This is a genomic window from Niastella sp. (assembly GCF_045805085.1).
GTDB lineage: Bacteria > Bacteroidota > Bacteroidia > Chitinophagales > Chitinophagaceae > Niastella.
Genome location: NZ_JBJMLX010000025.1, coordinates 1 through 19,830 on the forward strand (window position 1 = coordinate 1; position 19,830 = coordinate 19,830).

Sequence of the window (19,830 nt, forward strand, 5' to 3'; positions counted from 1 at the left end):
GCCAAATGGTTCGGGCCAGTCTATAGGAAACAGTAATGCTTTTGCATTGGCCAGCAACGGACCTTTTTCCTTTTCACCAACTTCATGCAGGTATTCAACATGGGGTTGATCGAGCAGGTGACGGATCTCTTTTTCAAAATACTTTTCATCTGCTTTATCTACCTTGGCCGCGACCTTTATTTTCATATTCGCGCGGCGCGCAATTTCAATGGCGCGGTCGGCCCTTTTTTCGGGGGAGAACCTGCCGAGGAATACCACATAATCACCTTCGCCTTTGCCATATTTATACAGGTCGGTCGGTAAACCATGATATACAGTGTCTACCCAGTTGGCCATTGGTAATGGCCGGCGTTGCGAATCGGAGATGGAAATCACCGGCATATCATTGAACTTTTCGTACAAAGGTTTTAGTTCAGGGATATCCAACCGGCCGTGCAAAGTGGTCAGTGTTTTTTTATGGATTCGACGGGTTACGGGAAAATGTAAATAATCGGTATGAAAATGTAACAGATCAAATTCGTGCAAGCGGTCCATTACTTCCTGCAACTGCAGAATATTTCCCGCCATTAGGTCTACACAATCACTCAATCGCAAGGCGGTAGGTGTTACAGCTACCAGCCTGGCTTTGGTTATTGAATCACCCGATGCAAACAGGGTTACATCATGTCCTAATTTTACCAATGCATCGGTAAGATAAGCTACTACCCGCTCCGTGCCACCATAAAATTTAGGTGGTACCGATTCAATGAGTGGAGCTATTTGTGCAATTCTCAACATAGCGATATTTTTCTTTTTAATTAAAACTATTAAAGACAAAGTTCGTTGGTTGAGCGTAAGGGTATGTTGAGGGGTCTACTAATGGGGAAAATTTGCGTCAGGTGGTTTATTATGTAAATAATCATTCATAATAACGCTCCTTATTTAATCACTATCTCTTTCAAAATGAAAGCATAAGTGCTATTAAGTTATTAAGGAATACGCAATTCAGGTGCCAGGGGAAAGTGATTACTTCATTTGCTTATTTCTAAACTGTATTGGTGTTATACCAACTTTTTCTTTGAACAATTTAGAAAAGTAAAAGTTTGATTCAAAGTTGAGCTCAAACGCAATTTCTTTTACCGACTTCTTTGTATGGGTAAGCAGTTCTTTTGCTTTATGTATTTTCAGTTGTATTTGAAATTGGCCGGGCGCCAGGCCGGTATATTCTTTAAATATTTTTCTGAACCGCGAATAGCTGATCTGTAGTTCATGCGCCACATCAACCGGTGAAATATTTTGCTCGATGCTCGAACGAAAAAGCAGACGGGCTTTATCAACAATGGCTTCCACATCCTGTCCGCTGAATTTTTCCTGTTGCGAAAGCGAATAAACAGTTCCTAATAAATGTAATACCGTGCCCGCAATAAGCGGTTGGTAACCTGCTTTCTCTTCTTTTGTTTTATCAATGATCTCCTGAAAAAGGTTCAACAGCGTTTCCTGGTAACCAACAGGGATTACCGGATTGGCAGGTGTAAAGAATCTTTTGCTTAACAGGTTTTTGGCAATGGGTCCTGAAAAGCCTACCCAGTATTCATCCCAACCTGTTTTTTTATCGGGCTTATAGCGGTGTCGTTCTTCCGGAAATAATAATATGATGGAACCGGCAGCAATGGGTTGATTACCGCCGCTTTTCGATTCAAAAATACCGCTGCCTTTGGTGATATAAATAACCTGGAACTCGTGCAATACCCTTCCTTTCTCCCAATTGAAATTATGATGCGCAGGATGCGTATCATTGGGGTATGAGGAACCAGCCACAATATGCGTACAGCCGGTGTTCAGTACGTTCAACCCCCAGCTTTCATCCGTGGTGCTTACAGGCAGGTATTTGTAAAAATTGACCATTTATTAATATCAAAAAGTACAACGCAAATATCAAATCGGGCAACTGCCCGGTACAATAATAGCAATAATTTTAATGGCACAACGATTTGCTATGAATGTAAACACAACTGACAGCCATTTGATTGAACTGTGGCGAAGCGGCAATGAGAAAGCGTATCGAACCTTATTCGATCGTTATTTTTATAAACTGTATAGCTATACCATGAAAGTGGTCCCTGATAAAAGAGTGTCGGAAGAAATAGTGATGGACGTTATGCTGGCCATTTGGCAAAAGCGCGATCAATTGAACTGCAGCCTGTCATTATCTGCGTATCTATATAAATCGGTAAGAAATAAACTGATTGATCATTTTCGCAAACAACAGCTGGCTACGGTGTCGCTGGAGTTAACGGCCATAGAACCGCCCAGCTCGTTTATTACCGACAGCCGCATATTACATAAAGAACTGGAAAGTTTATACAGAACCTCGCTAAACCGGTTACCCCCACAAAAGAAACGCATCTTCACCATGAGCCGCGAAGAGGGCAGCTCGTATAAAGAGATCGCTGACAGATTAAGGTTGTCGAAAAATACAGTAGAAAACCATATGGTAGCAGCGTTGCGGCTACTAAAGGAGAATATGTTATCGTGAATCGGCAATCGGCAATCGGCAATCGGCAATCGGCAATCGGCAATAAATTTCGAGGGGCATAAGTTCGTTTATTAAATTGAATAATCGGGAACCATTCACGATTCACGATTGACGATTCACGGCTCCCCCCTTTAGGGGGCTGGGGGGTTAAACAATAGTTACCTCTATACCGCGACTCTCCAATTGATTAACAAAATGCTCCGATATTCCCTTATCTGTAATAACCCGGTCAACTTCTTCCAGTCCGCAAATGCGGCCAAAACCACGTTTGCCAAATTTGGTAGAGTCGGAAAGCACGATCACTTTTTGGGATACGTCGATCATTTGACGGTTTAAGTGCGCTTCCATTACACTGGTAGTAGTGAGGCCAAATTCAAGGTCAATACCATCCACCCCCAGGAATAATTTACTGCAGAAGAAATCGGTGAGTATTTTTTGCGCGTAAGGTCCGGTTACGGAAGAAGAGCTTTTGCGAATGATGCCACCCAGCTGCATGATCTCGATATCGGCGTGTTTGTTCAGTTCTGTCGCAACCGGTAAAGAGGCGGTAATAACAGTCACATTCAATTTGGATGGCATATTCTTCGCCAGCGCCAGCACGGTAGTGCCGCTGGCTATGATGATGGAATCGTTATCGGTAATGAGTTGGGCAGCGGTAGCGCCGATCCGCATTTTCTCGTTCGATTGCAGTTTCTCCTTTTCATTAACGGGGCGGTCAATAGTATACGGGTTATTGATGGTGGCGCCCCCATGCGTGCGGAACAGCAGGCTTTTATCCTCCAGCAGTTTCAGGTCCTTTCGGATGGTCACCGAAGACACATCCAGTTCCTTACATAGTTCAAGCACGTTAACAAAGCTTTCCTTGCTTAGTTTGTTCAGTATAAATTGATGGCGTTCAGTTTGTGAGATCATAATCGTTACGCCAAATTAAATAAAAAAGTCTGAACTGGGATGTATGGGATTTTTGAGATGGATGGGATAAGGATAGTGATGGAATGGTGCCGGGATGGTAGTAAACTGGTAGCACAATGGACTGAGTACACTCTAAGACCCCTCTGGAGCTACTCTGGAACCATACATGCTCCATAAGAGTATCTAGAGAGTATCCAGAGAGTGTTCAGAGAATACCTTGAGAATATCCTGAGTAGTACTCTACCATAATGTCACTATCCCATCCATCCCATAAATCCCAGTTCAGACTATTCCCAGTTCAGACTAGTACCTGCCTTCATTACAAAGCGTCCTTAATACGGGTGAAAGCGCAAACGGGTTCCATCACTTTCGAAACATTTTATTTAAAGTTTCAAATTGTTTCTATAACATTGTATTTTATATTAATTGAAATAAAACGAAAGTTTTCGATATAGAATGGAAGCTGAAACTGAACAAAATCGCGGGGCGCTGGTAAACAGGCTGACCACCCAAAAAGACTGGGACCTGATCGTAATTGGGGGTGGAGCAACTGGCTTAGGTATTGCTTTAGAAGCAGTTAGCAGGGGATACAGCGCCTTGCTGGTGGAGCAGGCCGATTTTGCCAAAGGCACTTCCAGCCGCAGTACCAAACTGGTGCATGGGGGCGTGCGCTACTTGGCTCAGGGTGATATTCAATTGGTTAGAGAGGCCAGTATAGAGCGCGGCCTGTTATGGCGCAATGCACCACACCTGGTAAAAAATCAGACTTTCATTATTCCTATCTATACCTGGTGGGACCGCCTGAAATACACCATCGGGCTTAAACTGTACGATTGGATTGCAGGCCGTCTGAGCCTGGGCGCATCGGTTTTTATTCCACGTAACAAAGCATTATTCAAGCTGCCAAACATAAGATCTAAAGGTTTGGTGGGTGGCGTGCTGTATCACGATGGACAGTTCGATGATTCCCGCCTGGCCATTAACCTGGTGCAAACGATCATCGAGAAAGGTGGGACAGCCCTGAACTACATGAAAGTGACCGGGCTTATTAAAGACAATGGTCAGCATATTTCGGGCGTGACCGTTAAGGATATTGAAACCAATCAAAGCTATACCTGCAAAGCAAAAGCAGTGGTGAATGCTACCGGCGTGTTTGTAGATGACATATTGCAGTTGGATAATCCAACAGGTTCAAAAAGTATTACGGCCAGTCAGGGTGTGCACCTGGTGCTGGATAAAAGATTTTATCCGGCCGATGATGCCCTGATGATCCCGGCTACCAGTGATGGGCGGGTGCTTTTTGCCGTGCCCTGGCATGGAAAGGTAGTGGTGGGCACCACAGATACGCCGGTGAAGGAAGCTTCGCTGGAACCGCAGGCCCTGGAAAAAGAAATTGCCTTCATCCTGGAAAATGCAGCCAATTACCTGGTGGAGCAACCAAAACGAAGCGACGTTTTAAGCGTTTTTGCCGGGTTACGTCCGCTCGCAGCACCACAAGACGGCAAACAAAAAACAAAAGAGATCTCGCGCAGTCATAAGATCATGGTAACGCCTTCGCACCTTTTTACCATTTTAGGCGGTAAATGGACCACCTTCCGAAAAATGGGGGAGGATATGGTTGACCGGATAGAGAAGGAATTGCAGTGGCCGCACAAAGAAACCGGTACCCGCCATTTGTCCATACACGGCGCCATGGCCAATGTTAATTTAAACGATCCTTTATATTTCTATGGTAGTGATACTGCCAACGTGAAAGCCTTGATGAACGGCCATGCCAACCAATGGCTGAGTAACAGTTTGCAAATTCATGAAGCGCAGGTGATCTGGGCCGTGCAGCACGAAATGGCCCGCACCGTTGAAGATGTGTTGTCGCGCCGGACGAGAGCCTTGCTGCTGGATGCCCGCGAAAGTATGCGCATGGCGGAGCCGGTAGCTACTATAATGGCGAAAGAGTTGGGTAAAAATGAAAGTTGGATACGTGAACAAGTAGCAGCGTATACGAAACTTGCAGAACGGTATTTGTTAGTTTAAGGTTGAAAGTTTAAAATTGAGCGGTTATAGTTTTCAGTGATGCATTTGGAGTGCTAAGTTTAAGTTATTAGGTTATTAAGTTATTGAGTTTGTTAGTTTAAAACCTAATAACGAACTAATAAACTAACAAACTCATTGCCATTTCGTGGAATAATGCCCGATTAAAAGAAAATAATCTGTATAAATGAAAAGAAGAAGATTCCTCTCCTCCCTTGGTTTATTGACTGCAGGCTGGGCATTGACGCCTTTTTCACCAGCAAAGGCATTCTTTGGTGGCGATAAGAAAATAAAAGGCGCCGTGCTGGCAAAAGGTAAAGGATTAAAAGATGTAATTGTAAGCGATGGATATTCCGTGATCGCTACCGATAGTAAGGGAAAGTATGAAATGGAAGTGCATCCCAATGCCGTAGCCATTTTTGTTTCTACCCCTGCCGGTTTTGAATTCAATCATGAAAGAGGATTATCCCGCCATTACAAAATGGTGCAGGATATTAACTTCCGCAAACCCATCAACTTTGAACTGGAACCCCTGACCACCGACGATACCAATCACCAGTTTATTATTTGGGCCGATCCGCAGGTAAAGAATGAAAAAGACGTGAACCGCATGATGGCGGAATCGGTGCCTGATGTTCAGAAATTCGTAAAAGCTGCCAATGGCGCTCTTTTGCATGGCATATGTGTTGGCGACCTGGTATGGGATAACCACGACTTGTTCCCCAGCTACAATGTGGCCGTTGAAAAAATGGGTATTCCATTCTTTCAATGTATCGGTAACCACGATATGGATTACAACAAAGGCGGCGATGATATGTCAGACGATACGTTTCAACAACATTATGGCCCTACGTGGTATTCCTTCAACAGGGGTAAAGTGCACTATGTGGTAATGGACGATGTGCGTTACCTTGGTAAAGACCGCGAGTACGATGGCTATATTTCAGAAGAACAATTAACCTGGTTACAAAAAGATCTTTCGTTTGTACCAAACGATCGCCTCGTGATCGTATGCGTGCATATTCCGGTTCATAACGAAGTAAAAAACAACGATGCTTTATATGCCGTGCTGAAAGGCCGTAATGTACATATCATGTCGGGTCATACGCACTACCACCGCAACGTAATTCAGAACGATATTTTTGAGCACAACCATGGCACCGTATGCGGCGCGTGGTGGACGGGTCCCATCTGTGGCGATGGTACGCCTTCAGGCTACGGTGTGTATTCAGTAAAGGGCACCGATTTGAGCTGGTATTATCAGTCAACCGGTGCAGCAGCCGATCACCAGGTAAGTATTAATGTACAGGAGCAGGATGCCGCCAGCAAAAAGCTGCAGGTGAATGTATGGAATTACGATCCTGCATGGACGGTAGAATGCTGGGTAGATGGCGCCAAACACAGCGACTTTAAACAGGAGAAAGGGTTTGATGTTTTAGCGGTGGCCTTATACGAAGGACCCGAACTGCCCAAACCCCGTGGTTTTGCAGAACCAAAAAAAACAGATCATTTATTCGGCGCCGTAATTCCGGCATCGGCCAAACAGGTGAAGGTGGTAGCGGTGGATCGTTTTGGCAAGCAATATTCTGCAGAATATACAGTCTGACAGCGCGGTGAATAATATGTTCTACATATATTTACAGCCTAACTTAAATAAAAGCTCATATGAAAAAAAAGCTGCTTGGAATTGTTTCCTGCATAGCCATGATCTCATTGAATGTGAACGTATTAGCGCAACAGGCAACCATTGACAGCGCGGTTCGTCCGGGTGCATATAAATTACGGTTAGAACAGTTTAAAAGCTATCCGAATTCCTCAAAAGACATCATTTTTCTTGGCAACAGCATTACCCAGGGAGTTGATTGGGCCGAACTGCTGCAAAACCCGAATTGCAAAAACCGGGGCATTAGCGGCGACATTACTTATGGCGTACTGGAAAGATTGAGCGAAGTGACCGAAGGCAAGCCGGCAAAAGTGTTTGTGTTGATCGGAATTAACGATATTGAGCATAATATTCCCGATACGCTGATCGTAAACAACTATCGCCGTATCATCAGACAGATAAAAGCGGAATCGCCTAGGACAAAGATCTATTTTCATACATTGTTACCCGTTAATAACGAGTTCACCCAGTTTAAAAAACATTATAATAAAGACGAGCATATCGCCTTTGTGAACACGGAGCTGAAAAAGATAGCGGAAGAAGAAAAGATCACATTGATCGATCTGCACCCGCACTTCCTGGATGCCAGCAACAAACTCGATAAACGGTATACGCAGGATGGATTGCATTTGAACGCGGAAGGATATAAAGTGTGGGCGGGGATTCTTAAGCAGTATTTGTAAAAGTGAAGAGTTAACAAAATATATAAGTGCAGGTTGCAGGTTACAAGTTTAAAGGAAAGCAAGTTGTATGTATTCCCTGTAACCTGCAACCTGGAACTGTACACCAGACCACTAAAGCATCACATAAACCACTAACGATTATATAAAGTAACTATGCCACAATACATCCTAAGTTTCGATCAGGGAACTACCAGTTCACGGGCGATCATCTTCGATCAGGCCGGTTCCATAATATCAATAGCGCAGAAGGAGTTTACCCAGTTGTATCCGCAACCGGGTTGGGTAGAACACGATGCCAGTGAGATCTGGGGCACACAACTGGCCGTTGCCGTTGAAGCGGTGAGCAAGGCCGGGTTGAAAGCAACCGATATAGCCGCCATCGGCATCACCAACCAGCGCGAAACAACCGTGGTATGGGATAAAGAAACCGGCGTACCGGTGCACAATGCTATTGTGTGGCAGGACAGACGTACCGCTGCTTTTTGTGATCAGTTGAAGGTACAGTCAGGCAAGTTGATCCAGGAGAAAACCGGACTGATCGTGGATGCTTATTTTTCCGCCACCAAGATCCGCTGGATCTTAGACAATGTAGAGGGCGCCCGGAAAAAAGCACAGGAAGGAAAACTGGCCTTTGGCACCATCGATACCTGGCTGGTATGGAAACTCACCGGTGGAAAAGTACACGCTACTGATATTACCAATGCATCGCGCACCATGCTGTTCAATATTCATACCTGCACCTGGGATGAAGAACTATTGAAAATAATGGATGTACCGGCTGCTATGTTGCCAACCGTTCGTTCCTCGAGCAAAGTGTATGGGCAAACCGATGCGCAGATCCTGGCGGCACAAATTCCTATTGCAGGCATCGCCGGTGATCAGCAGGCGGCCTTGTTCGGACAAATGTGCACCGAACCCGGCATGGTAAAAAATACCTATGGTACCGGCTGTTTTATGTTGATGAATATTGGCGACAAACCTATTTTGTCAAAGAATAACCTGGTAACCACCATTGCCTGGAAAATTGATGGCAAAGTGCAATATGCACTGGAAGGCAGCATTTTCATTGGGGGCGCCGTTGTGCAATGGTTACGGGATGGGTTGGGCATTATAAAAAATTCTGCAGAAGTAGAAGCGCTGGCCAGCAGTGTACCAGATAACGGCGGTGTATACCTGGTTCCGGCATTTGCCGGTTTGGGCGCTCCTTATTGGGACCAGCATGCACGCGGTACGATGGTAGGAATTACCCGTGGCACTACCTCAGCGCACATTGCCCGCGCTGCTATTGAAAGCATTGCCTTGCAAACCATGGATGTGCTGACAGCCATGCAGGCCGATGCTGGTAAACCGATCAAAGAACTTCGGGTAGACGGTGGCGCTACTGCCAATGACCTGATGCTGCAAATTCAGGCCAATGTATTACAGGCAACGGTGATCCGTCCTGAGATCACCGAAACCACTGCCATTGGCGCGGCCTACCTCGCTGGTTTGGCCGTAGGGTTCTGGAAGAACATCGATGAAATAAAAAAGCAATGGAAGCTCAATAAAAGCTTTTCACCCGACGGGTCCGATGCTAGTCAGTTAACAAAGGGATGGTTGAAAGCGATTAAGGCGGCTAAAGCTTGGGCAGAGGAGTAAAGTTGACCAGTTAACCAGTTGACCAGTTAACCAGGTCGTAATGGCAGGTTGATAAAGTTGACAGGGTTGATCGGGTTGATAAAGGGGCGAAGGATGGAAATGAGTGAAGGATGAAAGCAGTGAGGAGTATTACTCTGCCGCGAACCCTTTCACGTTTGCCGTTTCACGTTTCACGATTCATTGCCGATTCACGATTGCCGATTCACGAATAACTATACAAAATTCTCCTTCAGGGAGAAAACCATCTAACGATAAACTTAACAATATGTCTCCATTTTCCGCCGAAGTGATCGGCACCATGTTTTTGATCTTGTTAGGGGCTGGGGTTGTGGCGAATGTAATTTTAAAAGGGACCAAGGGCAGCAACAGTGGCTGGATAGTGATCACTACCGGTTGGGCGCTGGCTGTATTTGTTGGGGTAGTGGTTGCAGCTCCATATAGTGGGGCGCATTTGAATCCCGCTGTAACTATTGCCCTGGCCATTACCGGTGATTTTGAGTGGGACAAAGTACCCCTGTACATAGGGGCGCAATTGCTCGGCGCCATGCTGGGTGCTTTTTTAGCCTGGCTTATTTACCGCGATCATTTCGATGCAACCAATGATGCCGATACACAACTGGCGGTGTTCAGCACAGGCCCGGCTATCCGAAATACTACTTTCAATTTATTAAGTGAGATCATAGGAACCTTTGTATTGGTCTTTGTGGTTTTCTATTTTACCGATGCCGAGATCAAAGAACCTAAAACGATCATCGGATTGGGTTCGCTGGGCGCAGTACGGGTAGCGTTCCTGGTTTGGGCCATTGGTTTATCACTGGGTGGCACCACAGGGTATGCCATAAACCCTGCGCGTGACCTGGGTCCCCGCATTGTACACGCATTATTACCCATAAAAGGAAAGGGTAAGAGCAACTGGAAATATGCCTGGATTCCCGTGATCGGCCCCATCATAGGAGCAGTCATGGCAGCGCTCTTACGTTTGACGTTGAGGTGAGTTGATCAGTTGACGAGTTAACAAGTTGATAGGGTTGATATAGTTGATAAGGTTGGCAAGTTAACAGGTTAAATAATATCGCGAGGCTGTATTACTCCCCCTCCACCGGAGGGGGTTGGGGGGAGGCCAAAATTGCCAATTGCCGATTCACGATTATATTGCAGCTGAATAATCGTAAATTCATTCGCATGAAAGGTAGTTGGTATAGTTTTAAAAATATAGTGGCAGTTCTCTGTTTTGTATTATTCCATTCATTTTCCTTCGCCCAGCATTATACAGATCTTGTAAATCCATACATTGGTACGGCTGGTCATGCGCACGTATTCCTGGGCGCTAATGTGCCGTTTGGGGCTGTGCAGCTGGGTCCTGATAATATTTTCCGGGGCTGGGACTGGTGTTCCGGCTACAATTATACCGACAGCATTATTAAAGGTTTTTCCCACACGCATTTGAGCGGCACGGGTATGCCCGATCTGGGCGATGTGCTCATCATGCCCTTTACCGGTCCGGTTAAAACGGGTAAAGTAACACTGGAGGAACCGACAGCCGGCCCTTCTTCACATTTCTCACACAAAAAAGAAAAGGTACAACCCGGTTACTATGCGGTTACTTTAGATGATTACAATATACAGGTACAATTAACAGCCACCGAGCGGGTAGGATTTCATCAGTACCAGTTCCCGGCGGGTGAAGCGGCTCACATCCTGATCGATCTCAAAGATGGTATCGGTGATAAAGCCACCGCAACCTGGCTCGAAAAAGCAGATGATTCCACACTCTATGGCTATCGCTTTTCAAAAGGCTGGGCGCCGGACCAACGGTTGTATTTTGCTATCCGCTTATCGGCGCCCATACAGCAGTTTAATGTATATGGGGCAGCAAAAAGTGACAGCATGAAAGGCATTCTTGGTTTTGCAAAGGCGCCTGGCACCATTATGTTGAAAGTAGGCATCTCGCCGGTGAGTTCAGCCAATGCACTGGCCAATATCAATGCAGAAATTCCGCATTGGAATTTCGCGAAGGTGAAACAGGATGCTGATGCCAAATGGAACAAGGAGCTGGGTAAGATTGCCATCGACACGAAGGATGCTGAGGCAAAAAAGATCTTCTATACCTCGTTGTATCATACCATGATTGACCCCGCTTTATTCAATGATGCGAATGGCGAATATTGGGGGCCGGATAAACAAACGCATAAAGCGACCTTTCAGAACTATACCATCTTCTCTTTATGGGATACATACCGCGCCTTGAATCCATTATACACTATCATTCAGCCAGAGCGGGTGAATGATATGGTGAACACCATGCTGGCCATTTACCAGCAGCAGGGCAAATTACCCATCTGGCATTTGGCCGGTAATGAAACCAACCTGATGCCCGGGATGAGTGGCGTGCAAATAGTAGCAGAAGCCTATCTCAAAGGCTACCGGGGATTTGATACCGCGCTGGCTTTTGAAGCCGTTCAGCACACCTCGCTGCGCGATGAGTTTGGCCTCAATTATGTAAAATCCATTACTTACATTCCCAATAACAAAGTACAGGAATCGGTAGCCAAGGCCATGGAATATTGCATCAGCGATGGCAGTATTGCGCTCATGGCAAAACAAATGGGCAAAGCCGACGATGCCGCGTTATTTACAAAGCGCTCGCATTATTACCGCAATTATTTCGACAGCACCACCAGATTCTTCAGGGGGAAGAACGAGCAGGGCGAATGGAACCAATCTTTTGCTCCCGGCAGAACGAGCCATCCCTGGATCGATGATTATTGCGAAGGCAATGCCTGGCAATATACCTGGTTAGTGCCGCAGGATGTGGAAGGATTGATAAAACTGCTGGGCGGCGATACGGCTTTTGTGAACCGCCTCGATGAATTCTTTAAGCTGAAAATAGAATTTGATCCCAAATCTCCGCCTGATATCTCCGGCATGATCGGTCAGTACGCGCATGGCAATGAACCAGGACACCATACCACTTATTTATATGCTTATGCCGGCCAGCAATGGAAAACGGCGGAGAAAGTAAGGTACATTCTGAAAAACCTGTACGCCAATACCACCGATGGCATCAGTGGCAATGAAGATTGCGGACAAATGTCAGCCTGGTATATCTTTTCTTCATTGGGATTTTATCCCGTATTTCCGGCCAGCGGCGCCTATGTTTTAGGCAGTCCGTTGTTCGATAAAGCAACGATCCAACTGCCAAATAAGAAAACGTTTTCGTTAAAAGTAGAACAGAACAGTCCAAAGAATATCTATATTCAACGCGTAATTCTAAATGGCAAGCCCTGGCCCCATAGCTATATCACGCACCAGCAGATCAGAAATGGTGGTACGATGACTATAGTTATGGGAGCCAAACCGGGTGCGCAATTGGATAAACCCAGATCTGAATATTGATAGTTGACCAGTTGACCAGTTAACCTGTTGACCAGGATTGGGGTTTCATTGCGGATTGCCGATTTCACGTTTCACGTTTGACGTTTCACGAAAAAGCTCCAAATGAAAAAAACTGCCTGGTTATTAATTCTATTGACTGTCACTACAACATTGTTCGCTCAGAAGGTTTACGACATTACTTCCTTTGGCGCAAAAGGCGATAGCAGCACCAACAACACGCTGTTTATTCAAAAAGCTATTGATGAAGCTTCCGCAAATGGCGGTGGCCGTGTGCTGATCCCCGCCGGCAGATTTGTGACCGGTGTGCTTCAATTGAAATCGGGTGTTGACTTGCATGTTTCAGCTAATGCAATGTTGCTGGGCAGCACAAAACGCAGTGATTATGGTACAGTAAAGGCATCGGCGCTGATCGTTGCCGATAACCAACAACATATTTCCATTACCGGCACCGGTACTATCGATGGACGGGGCAGGGAAGTAGTGGCTGATGTTGACCGCATGTTAAAAGAAGGCACCCTGCAGGACCCCCAATGGCAAACCGTTAATCCCTGGGGACAAAAACGCTCGGCAGAATTTAACCGCCCGCACCTGGTCACTTTCAATAAATGCGACCATGTTACCATAAAAGGGATCTTATTAAAAGATGCCGCCTGCTGGGTAGAAACCTACCACGAATGTAGTAACCTAACGATAGACAGTATTCGTGTGCAAAGCACCGCGTATTACAATAACGATGGTATCGATATCGACAACTGCAAAAATGTAAAGATCACCCGCTGTAATGTAAACGCCGATGATGATGGCATTTGTTTAAAATCGAACAATGATGCCGCTATTTGCGAGAACGTTGAGATCAGTGATTGCGTGGTGCGTTCCAGCGCCAGCGCGCTGAAGTTCGGCACCGCCTCCCATGGCGGGTTCAAACATGTAACCGTAAAGAATCTGAAAATATACGATACCTACCGCTCGGCCATTGCGCTGGAATCAGTAGATGGCGGCACGCTGGAAGATGTGCGCATTGAAAATATCAAGGTCACCAATACCGGCAATGCCATCTTTATTCGCCTCGGCCATCGCAAAAAAGAAGCGCCCATTGGCAAGGTGCGCAATATCCACATCACTAACGTGAAGGTAGAAGTGCCGGCCGGCAAGCCCGACAAAGGCTATGAAATGGAAGGCCCGGCATTGACCTATCCGCACAATGTATTTCCTGCCTCCATCACCGGACTGCCCGGCAATCCCGTCGAAAATGTAACGCTGGAAAATATCAGCATCACCTATGAAGGCGGTGGCAGTAAATCGGTAGCGCATTTCGACATTGACTCGCTGGCAAAAGTACCCGAAAATGCAGGTGATTATCCCGAATTCTCCATGTTTGGCGAATTGCCCTGCTGGGGATTGTACATGCGGCATGCCACCGGTATTCAGCTCAAAAATGTAAAACTCCAATACAAAAAAGCAGATTTCAGACCAGCCATAGTGGTTGAGGATGTGCAACAACTGCAGGTGCAGGGTTTGCAGGTGCCCACTACCCAGCCGGCGCCCGTGATCGTACTGAAAGACGTACCGGCGCCCGTTATGACAGCCATGAAGCTGCCCTACGACAACAGCAAAGCAGTAATGGTGGTGAAATAAGGCCATAAGCCAATGAACAGCAAATAGATAGACTTCTTTCCCGTAAAATTTGGTAGTCTACCGCTCATGCAGGAAATTGCAGCCCTGTTTATTCCTTCCGCTATGGCGGAAGGGGGCTTCTCTCACCCTGGCAAGCATTGTATTCCGTTAACAAAATTAATTATGAGCATTCTTTCAAAATTTTCACTGGCAGGCAAAACCGCACTGGTTACAGGCGCCAAAAGAGGTATCGGTAAATCTATTGCTGTGGCCCTGGCTGAAGCTGGCGCTGACATTATTGGCGTATCTGCAACGTTGGAATTAACAGGCAGTAAGGTACAGCAGGAGGTAGAAGCTACCGGCCGTACATTCAAAGCCTATCAGGCCGATTTCAACGACCGCAAAGCCATCTATGCTTTCATCGACAAGGTAAAAGGCGAATGCGCCCCGGTTGATATCTTATTCTGCAACGCAGGTACCATTATGCGCAAACCTGCCGCCGAACACCCGGATGAATACTGGGATGAAGTGATCAACGTGAACCTGAACGCCCAGTTTATTTTAAGCCGCGAATTTGGTAAAGACATGATCGCACGTGAAAGCGGCAAAGTTATTTTCACTGCCTCTTTATTGAGTTTCCAGGGTGGTATCACTGTTCCCGGCTATGCTGCCAGCAAAGGCGCCATTGCCCGGTTGATCATGGCCCTGAGTAATGAATGGGCCAGCAAAGGCGTACAGGTAAATGGTATTGCCCCCGGTTATATTTCAACCGACAATACCGAAGCCTTGCGCAATGATCCTGAGCGTGCGAAATCGATCCTGTCGCGGATCCCTGCCGGCCGTTGGGGCGAAGGCGAAGATATGAAGGGTGCCGCGGTATATCTGGCTTCTCCTGCATCTGATTATGTTACGGGTACTATTTTGACCGTTGACGGTGGTTGGATGGGGAGGTAGAGTTGGGGAGTTGACCAGTTGACGAGTTGACCAGTTAACAAGTTGACAAGTTGACGAGTTGAGAAGGAAGAAGGATGTAGGGAGAATAAAGGAGGAAGTTGATAGAGTTAATATAGTTGATAGGGTTGATAAGGTAGACAGGGTTTAAGTTATAAATGCTTCATGGCCGCGTCGCGGTCCGTCTGCCTTCTGCCCGGTCTCTCGAAGCCTCAAAAACAACAATTAAAAACAAAGAAACCTAATCATGGATAATAGATTCGCAATAAGCCCCAACGAAGCAAAGCAAATGGATACGGCTGCTTTGCGTAAGGCGTTTTTGATAGATAAATTATTTGAAGCGGATGCTGCACATTTTACTTTGTCGCATTACGACCGGTATATTGCAGGGGGTGTTATGCCCGTAAAAGGCGCCGTAAGCTTACCCAATCCTGAAAAGTTGAAAGCGCAGTTCTTCCTCGAAAGAAGAGAAATGGGCATCATCAATGTAGGTGGTAAAGGTACCATCACGGCCGATGGACAGAAATATGAATTAGATTACAAAGAAGCATTATACATTGGTAAGGGAACAAAAGAGGTGCAGTTTGCATCAGCCGATGGCAGCAAACCCGCCAAGTTCTATATCAATGCAGCGCCAGCGCATCATACCTATCCCACCAAAAAGATTGCCCGCGCCGATGCGGATGTGGTGGAACTGGGCAGTCCGGCAACGGCCAATCACCGCGTGATCAATAAACTGATCGTAAACAGCGTGCTGGAAGTTTGTCAACTGCAAATGGGCATGACCGAATTAAAAAGCGGCAGCGTGTGGAATACCATGCCGGCCCATACGCACGACCGCCGGATGGAAGTATATTTCTATTTTGAAGTACCACAGGGACAAAGCGTTTGTCATTTTATGGGCGAACCGCAGGAAACCCGCCATATCTGGATGCAGAATGAGCAGGCGGTGATCTCGCCCAACTGGAGCATTCACTCCGGCGCCGGAACTTCTAACTATACCTTTATCTGGGGTATGGCCGGTGAAAACCTCGATTATGGTGATATGGACCATTGCGCTATTACCGAGTTGCGCTAATGAGTTATATATATGTAGCTACGTCCCGATACGCCTTACGGCTATCGGGACGTTTGTTTATAAGTTAGCAAGTTGACGAGTTGAGAAAGTGAGTGGTGAGCAGGCTTGCGAAATCGAAACTCACTAAATAAATAGGGGAATGCGGCAACATTCCCCTGCTTAAAGCCAAAACAGGTTAACGTGAATGGTTTACCTGTTTCCATTATTCATCTTTAAACTGTCTAAAGGTATGAAAAAATTTCATCCGCCAAAGACAGATACCTTGCTTTACGCGGCATTCGCCTTTGCTGTAAGGAGTATGAAACTAACCCTGGCCTGCAACACACTCTTTTGGCCAATTCCAAATAAATAATTATAATTGTAATAATGACATTATTGTCTCTGCAATTGCTTTAGGGCGCACCAGGCAGGCCTTCTATTAGTCTGGACATCCGATGCCTGGCCGGTGGCATCACCTGAACGATAGGCCAACGTTTCCCGGGAACGTGATGGAGAGAGTAAGAAAAGTAGTACTTTGGTATTTACAAGGCTTAATAATGCTGGTGTTGCTGTTTTGGGAAAAAGAAAAGTTTGTAAGTTATTGAGTTAGTAAGTTTATTAGTTAAATGCAAACTAATGAACTCAATAACTAACAAACTAACAAACTCAATAACTAAGAACTAAGAATAATGAAACAACGATTTGCTTTTTTGCTATTGATCTTAACGATGCTTGTTGGAAAAAACTATTCCCAGGTAAACCACACCCTGGTGGTAAATGCTGCACAGACAAAAGCCACTGTTGATCCTACCATGTGGGGGATCTTTTTTGAAGATATCAACTTTGGGGCCGATGGTGGTATTTATGCTGAGCTGGTAAAGAACCGGTCGTTTGAATTTTTTAAACCAATGATGGGCTGGACGGTGAACCGCAAAAAGTTGGTGGAAGGTGAACTGCTGGTGATAAACAGGGGCGAAGAAAATACCCGCAATCCCCGCTTTCTGCGCGTTACCATGAACAATGCGGTAAAAGGCGATCTGGGCCTCACTAATGAAGGCTTCCGCGGCATGGGTATCAAAAAAGGACTGCGCTATGACTTCTCTGTATTATATCGTCAACCAGAGGCACATACGAAATTACATATTGAACTCACAGACTCAACAAAAAGAGTGGTGGGGGATACGGTGTTGTCGCTAACCGAAGCAGGCGACAGCTGGCATAAAGCAGCCGTAACTTTTCATGCCAATGAAACTTTATTAAAAGGCAGATTGAATATCTGGTTCGAAGGCAATGGTACGGTTGACCTGGATATGATCTCGCTGTTCCCCGGTGATACCTGGAAGAACCGCCCCGGTGGCATGCGCGCCGATATGGTACAATTGCTGGCCGACATGAAACCCGGTTTTATCCGTTTCCCCGGTGGTTGTATTGTAGAAGGGTTCGACCTTACCAACCGGTATCGTTGGAAAAATACAGTAGGCCCAATTGAAGAAAGACAACTGATGATCAACCGGTGGAATATTGAGTTTCCTTATCGCAATGCACCGGATTATTTTCAAACATTTGGGTTGGGTTTCTTTGAATACTTCCAGTTGGCGGATGATATTGGTGCAGAACCATTACCTATTTTGAATTGTGGGATGGCCTGTCAGTTCAATTCTGCAGAGCTGGTTCCCATGAAGGACCTCGATCCATTTATCCAGGATGCATTGGACCTCATTGAATTTGCCAATGGCGATGTAAATACCAAATGGGGTAAGGTACGGGCCGAAATGGGCCATCCCGCTCCGTTTAACCTGAAGATGATGGGCATTGGCAATGAGAACTGGGGACCACAATATATTGAACGGTTAAAAGCATTCCAGGCAGCTATAAAAGGAAAATATCCCAATATAAAATTGATCTGCAGCTCAGGCACCGATCCTAATGGCGAACGTTTCGATTATCTGAACGGCGAGCTGCGCAAGCTGAATGCAGACTTTATAGATGAACATTATTATCGCAAACCGGAATGGTTCCTGCAGAATGCGCGTCGTTATGATAATTATCCGCGTACCGGTTCAAAGGTTTTTGGTGGTGAATACGCCTCCCACGTTGATAATACGGTGGGCAGCAAGCGCAATACCTGGCTGGCAGCGCTGTCAGAAGCGGCTTTCATGACCGGCTTGGAACGCAATGCCGATGTAGTAGGCATGGCTTCCTATGCACCGTTGTTTGCGAATGTAGATGGCTGGCAATGGGCGCCCGATCTTATTTGGGTGAACAACCTGCAGGCATATGGCACACCCGATTACCAGGTGCAAAAATTATTCTCCCTGAACAAAGGTTCCAAAGCAGTACCCATTACTTTAAACAAGGATGCAGTGGCCGGGCAGGACAGTCTGTACGCTTCGGCCTGTATCGATGCCGCTGCCAATGAACTGATCATTAAAGTGGTGAACGCCTCTGACAAAGCACAGAACAATACCTTGCAACTGGATGGCGTAAAAAAGCTTGCCGCCAAAGGCAAATTGTTAACCATGCAGTCAGACCTCACCGCGGTGAATTCATTCGACAGTCCAACCAACGTAGCCCCTGTTGAATCAACGATTGCAATAAAGAATAAGAAAATAGTCCTGAATACAGCACCATATTCTTTCAGCGTGTTGCGGGTAAAGTTGGATTGATGTTTTTATCAAATCATTCAAACCAGGTTGACCCGTTAATCAGTTGACCAGTTAACCAGTTGATAGGCTTCATATGGTATACGTAATGAAGTATTTAATCATATACCTGTTTTTTTTCCTGAGCCTGTCTTCAGTCGCTCAAACCATTCCTGCGCACGATCCTGTTCTGATAAAACAGGACAGTGTATACTATATGTTTTGTACCGGTCAGGGCATTACTGTGTGGTCGTCGGTAAACAGGGTTGACTGGAAGAAAGAGGAACCGGTATTTGCTCAGCCACCTGCATGGGTCTTAAAGGAGCTGCCTGCTTTTAAAGGACATACCTGGGCGCCGGATATCAGCTTTCATAACGGACAGTATTACCTGTATTATGCGGTTTCCGATTTTGGCAAGAACACTTCCTGCATAGGCGTGGCTACCAACAAGACCCTGCATCCCGGTTCGCCTGATTATCATTGGGAAGACCAGGGCAAACTGGTTCAATCAGTGCCCAACCGTGACGACTGGAACGCCATAGACCCTAATTTGTTTGTTGATGATAATGATACGGCCTGGCTATCCTTTGGTTCATTCTGGGGTGGGATAAAACTCGTAAAACTCAACAATGATCTGATCTCATTGGTGCATCCCGAAGTATGGTATAACCTGGCCAGCAGAAGGAATGATCCCGGCAATACTGCCATCGAGGCGCCCTTCCTGTTTAAGA

Annotated in this window: 15 protein-coding genes; 12 read left to right on the top strand and 3 right to left on the bottom strand. The window is 46.0% G+C overall.

What is annotated here, in order from left to right:
• Together ACJ751_RS01235 and ACJ751_RS01240 are read right to left on the bottom strand one after the other, a co-directional pair.
• On the bottom strand, nt 1-777 hold a 777-nt coding region (locus ACJ751_RS01235; RefSeq protein WP_407743552.1), incomplete at its 3' end, for a glycosyltransferase family 4 protein.
• A 228-nt stretch (nt 778-1,005) separates the two neighbouring features.
• Nucleotides 1,006-1,884, bottom strand: a complete 879-nt coding sequence (locus ACJ751_RS01240; RefSeq protein ID WP_407743553.1) for an AraC family transcriptional regulator — start codon at nt 1,882-1,884, stop codon at nt 1,006-1,008.
• A 91-nt stretch (nt 1,885-1,975) separates the two neighbouring features.
• Here ACJ751_RS01240 and ACJ751_RS01245 point away from each other — a divergent pair, with 91 nt between their 5' ends.
• Nucleotides 1,976-2,515, top strand: a complete 540-nt coding sequence (locus ACJ751_RS01245) for an RNA polymerase sigma-70 factor (RefSeq protein ID WP_407743554.1) — start codon at nt 1,976-1,978, stop codon at nt 2,513-2,515.
• Between the two features lie 147 nt (nt 2,516-2,662).
• On the opposite strand, the gene ACJ751_RS01250 is transcribed toward ACJ751_RS01245, so the two are convergent.
• Nucleotides 2,663-3,427, bottom strand: a complete 765-nt coding sequence (locus ACJ751_RS01250; protein ID WP_407743555.1) for a DeoR/GlpR family DNA-binding transcription regulator — start codon at nt 3,425-3,427, stop codon at nt 2,663-2,665.
• Between the two features lie 456 nt (nt 3,428-3,883).
• Between ACJ751_RS01250 and ACJ751_RS01255 the strand changes: the two genes are divergently transcribed.
• The 11 genes from ACJ751_RS01255 to ACJ751_RS01305 form a co-directional block, all read left to right on the top strand.
• Nucleotides 3,884-5,458 carry a glycerol-3-phosphate dehydrogenase/oxidase gene (locus ACJ751_RS01255; protein WP_407743556.1) on the top strand — a complete coding sequence of 525 codons (1,575 nt, stop codon included), beginning with the start codon at nt 3,884-3,886 and terminating at the stop codon, nt 5,456-5,458.
• Nucleotides 5,459-5,642: 184 nt separating this feature from the next.
• Nucleotides 5,643-7,061, top strand: coding sequence for a calcineurin-like phosphoesterase C-terminal domain-containing protein (locus ACJ751_RS01260; protein WP_407743557.1), 1,419 nt, complete (start codon nt 5,643-5,645; stop codon nt 7,059-7,061).
• A gap of 59 nt (nt 7,062-7,120) precedes the next feature.
• A complete protein-coding gene (locus ACJ751_RS01265; protein ID WP_407743558.1) occupies nt 7,121-7,801 on the top strand; it encodes a GDSL-type esterase/lipase family protein in 681 nt (226 codons plus the stop codon).
• 153 nt (nt 7,802-7,954) lie between these two features.
• Nucleotides 7,955-9,439 carry a glycerol kinase GlpK gene (gene glpK, locus ACJ751_RS01270; protein ID WP_407743559.1) on the top strand — a complete coding sequence of 495 codons (1,485 nt, stop codon included), beginning with the start codon at nt 7,955-7,957 and terminating at the stop codon, nt 9,437-9,439.
• A gap of 265 nt (nt 9,440-9,704) precedes the next feature.
• Nucleotides 9,705-10,433, top strand: a complete 729-nt coding sequence (locus tag ACJ751_RS01275) for an MIP/aquaporin family protein (protein ID WP_407743560.1) — start codon at nt 9,705-9,707, stop codon at nt 10,431-10,433.
• 188 nt (nt 10,434-10,621) lie between these two features.
• On the top strand, nt 10,622-12,835 hold the full coding sequence (locus ACJ751_RS01280; protein ID WP_407743561.1) for a GH92 family glycosyl hydrolase: 2,214 nt from the start codon (nt 10,622-10,624) through the stop codon (nt 12,833-12,835).
• 102 nt (nt 12,836-12,937) lie between these two features.
• The gene (locus tag ACJ751_RS01285; RefSeq protein ID WP_407743562.1) at nt 12,938-14,470 is read left to right on the top strand and encodes a glycoside hydrolase family 28 protein; all 1,533 of its coding nucleotides are present in this window, start codon (nt 12,938-12,940) and stop codon (nt 14,468-14,470) included.
• A 162-nt stretch (nt 14,471-14,632) separates the two neighbouring features.
• Nucleotides 14,633-15,403 (top strand): SDR family NAD(P)-dependent oxidoreductase, encoded by a 771-nt coding sequence (locus ACJ751_RS01290; protein ID WP_407743563.1) that lies wholly within the window; start codon nt 14,633-14,635, stop codon nt 15,401-15,403.
• A 244-nt stretch (nt 15,404-15,647) separates the two neighbouring features.
• A complete protein-coding gene (gene kduI, locus ACJ751_RS01295) occupies nt 15,648-16,478 on the top strand; it encodes a 5-dehydro-4-deoxy-D-glucuronate isomerase (protein ID WP_407743564.1) in 831 nt (276 codons plus the stop codon).
• Between the two features lie 668 nt (nt 16,479-17,146).
• Nucleotides 17,147-19,123, top strand: coding sequence for an alpha-L-arabinofuranosidase C-terminal domain-containing protein (locus tag ACJ751_RS01300; protein WP_407743565.1), 1,977 nt, complete (start codon nt 17,147-17,149; stop codon nt 19,121-19,123).
• A gap of 85 nt (nt 19,124-19,208) precedes the next feature.
• The coding region (locus ACJ751_RS01305) for a family 43 glycosylhydrolase (RefSeq protein WP_407743566.1) at nt 19,209-19,830 on the top strand (622 nt) is incomplete at its 3' end.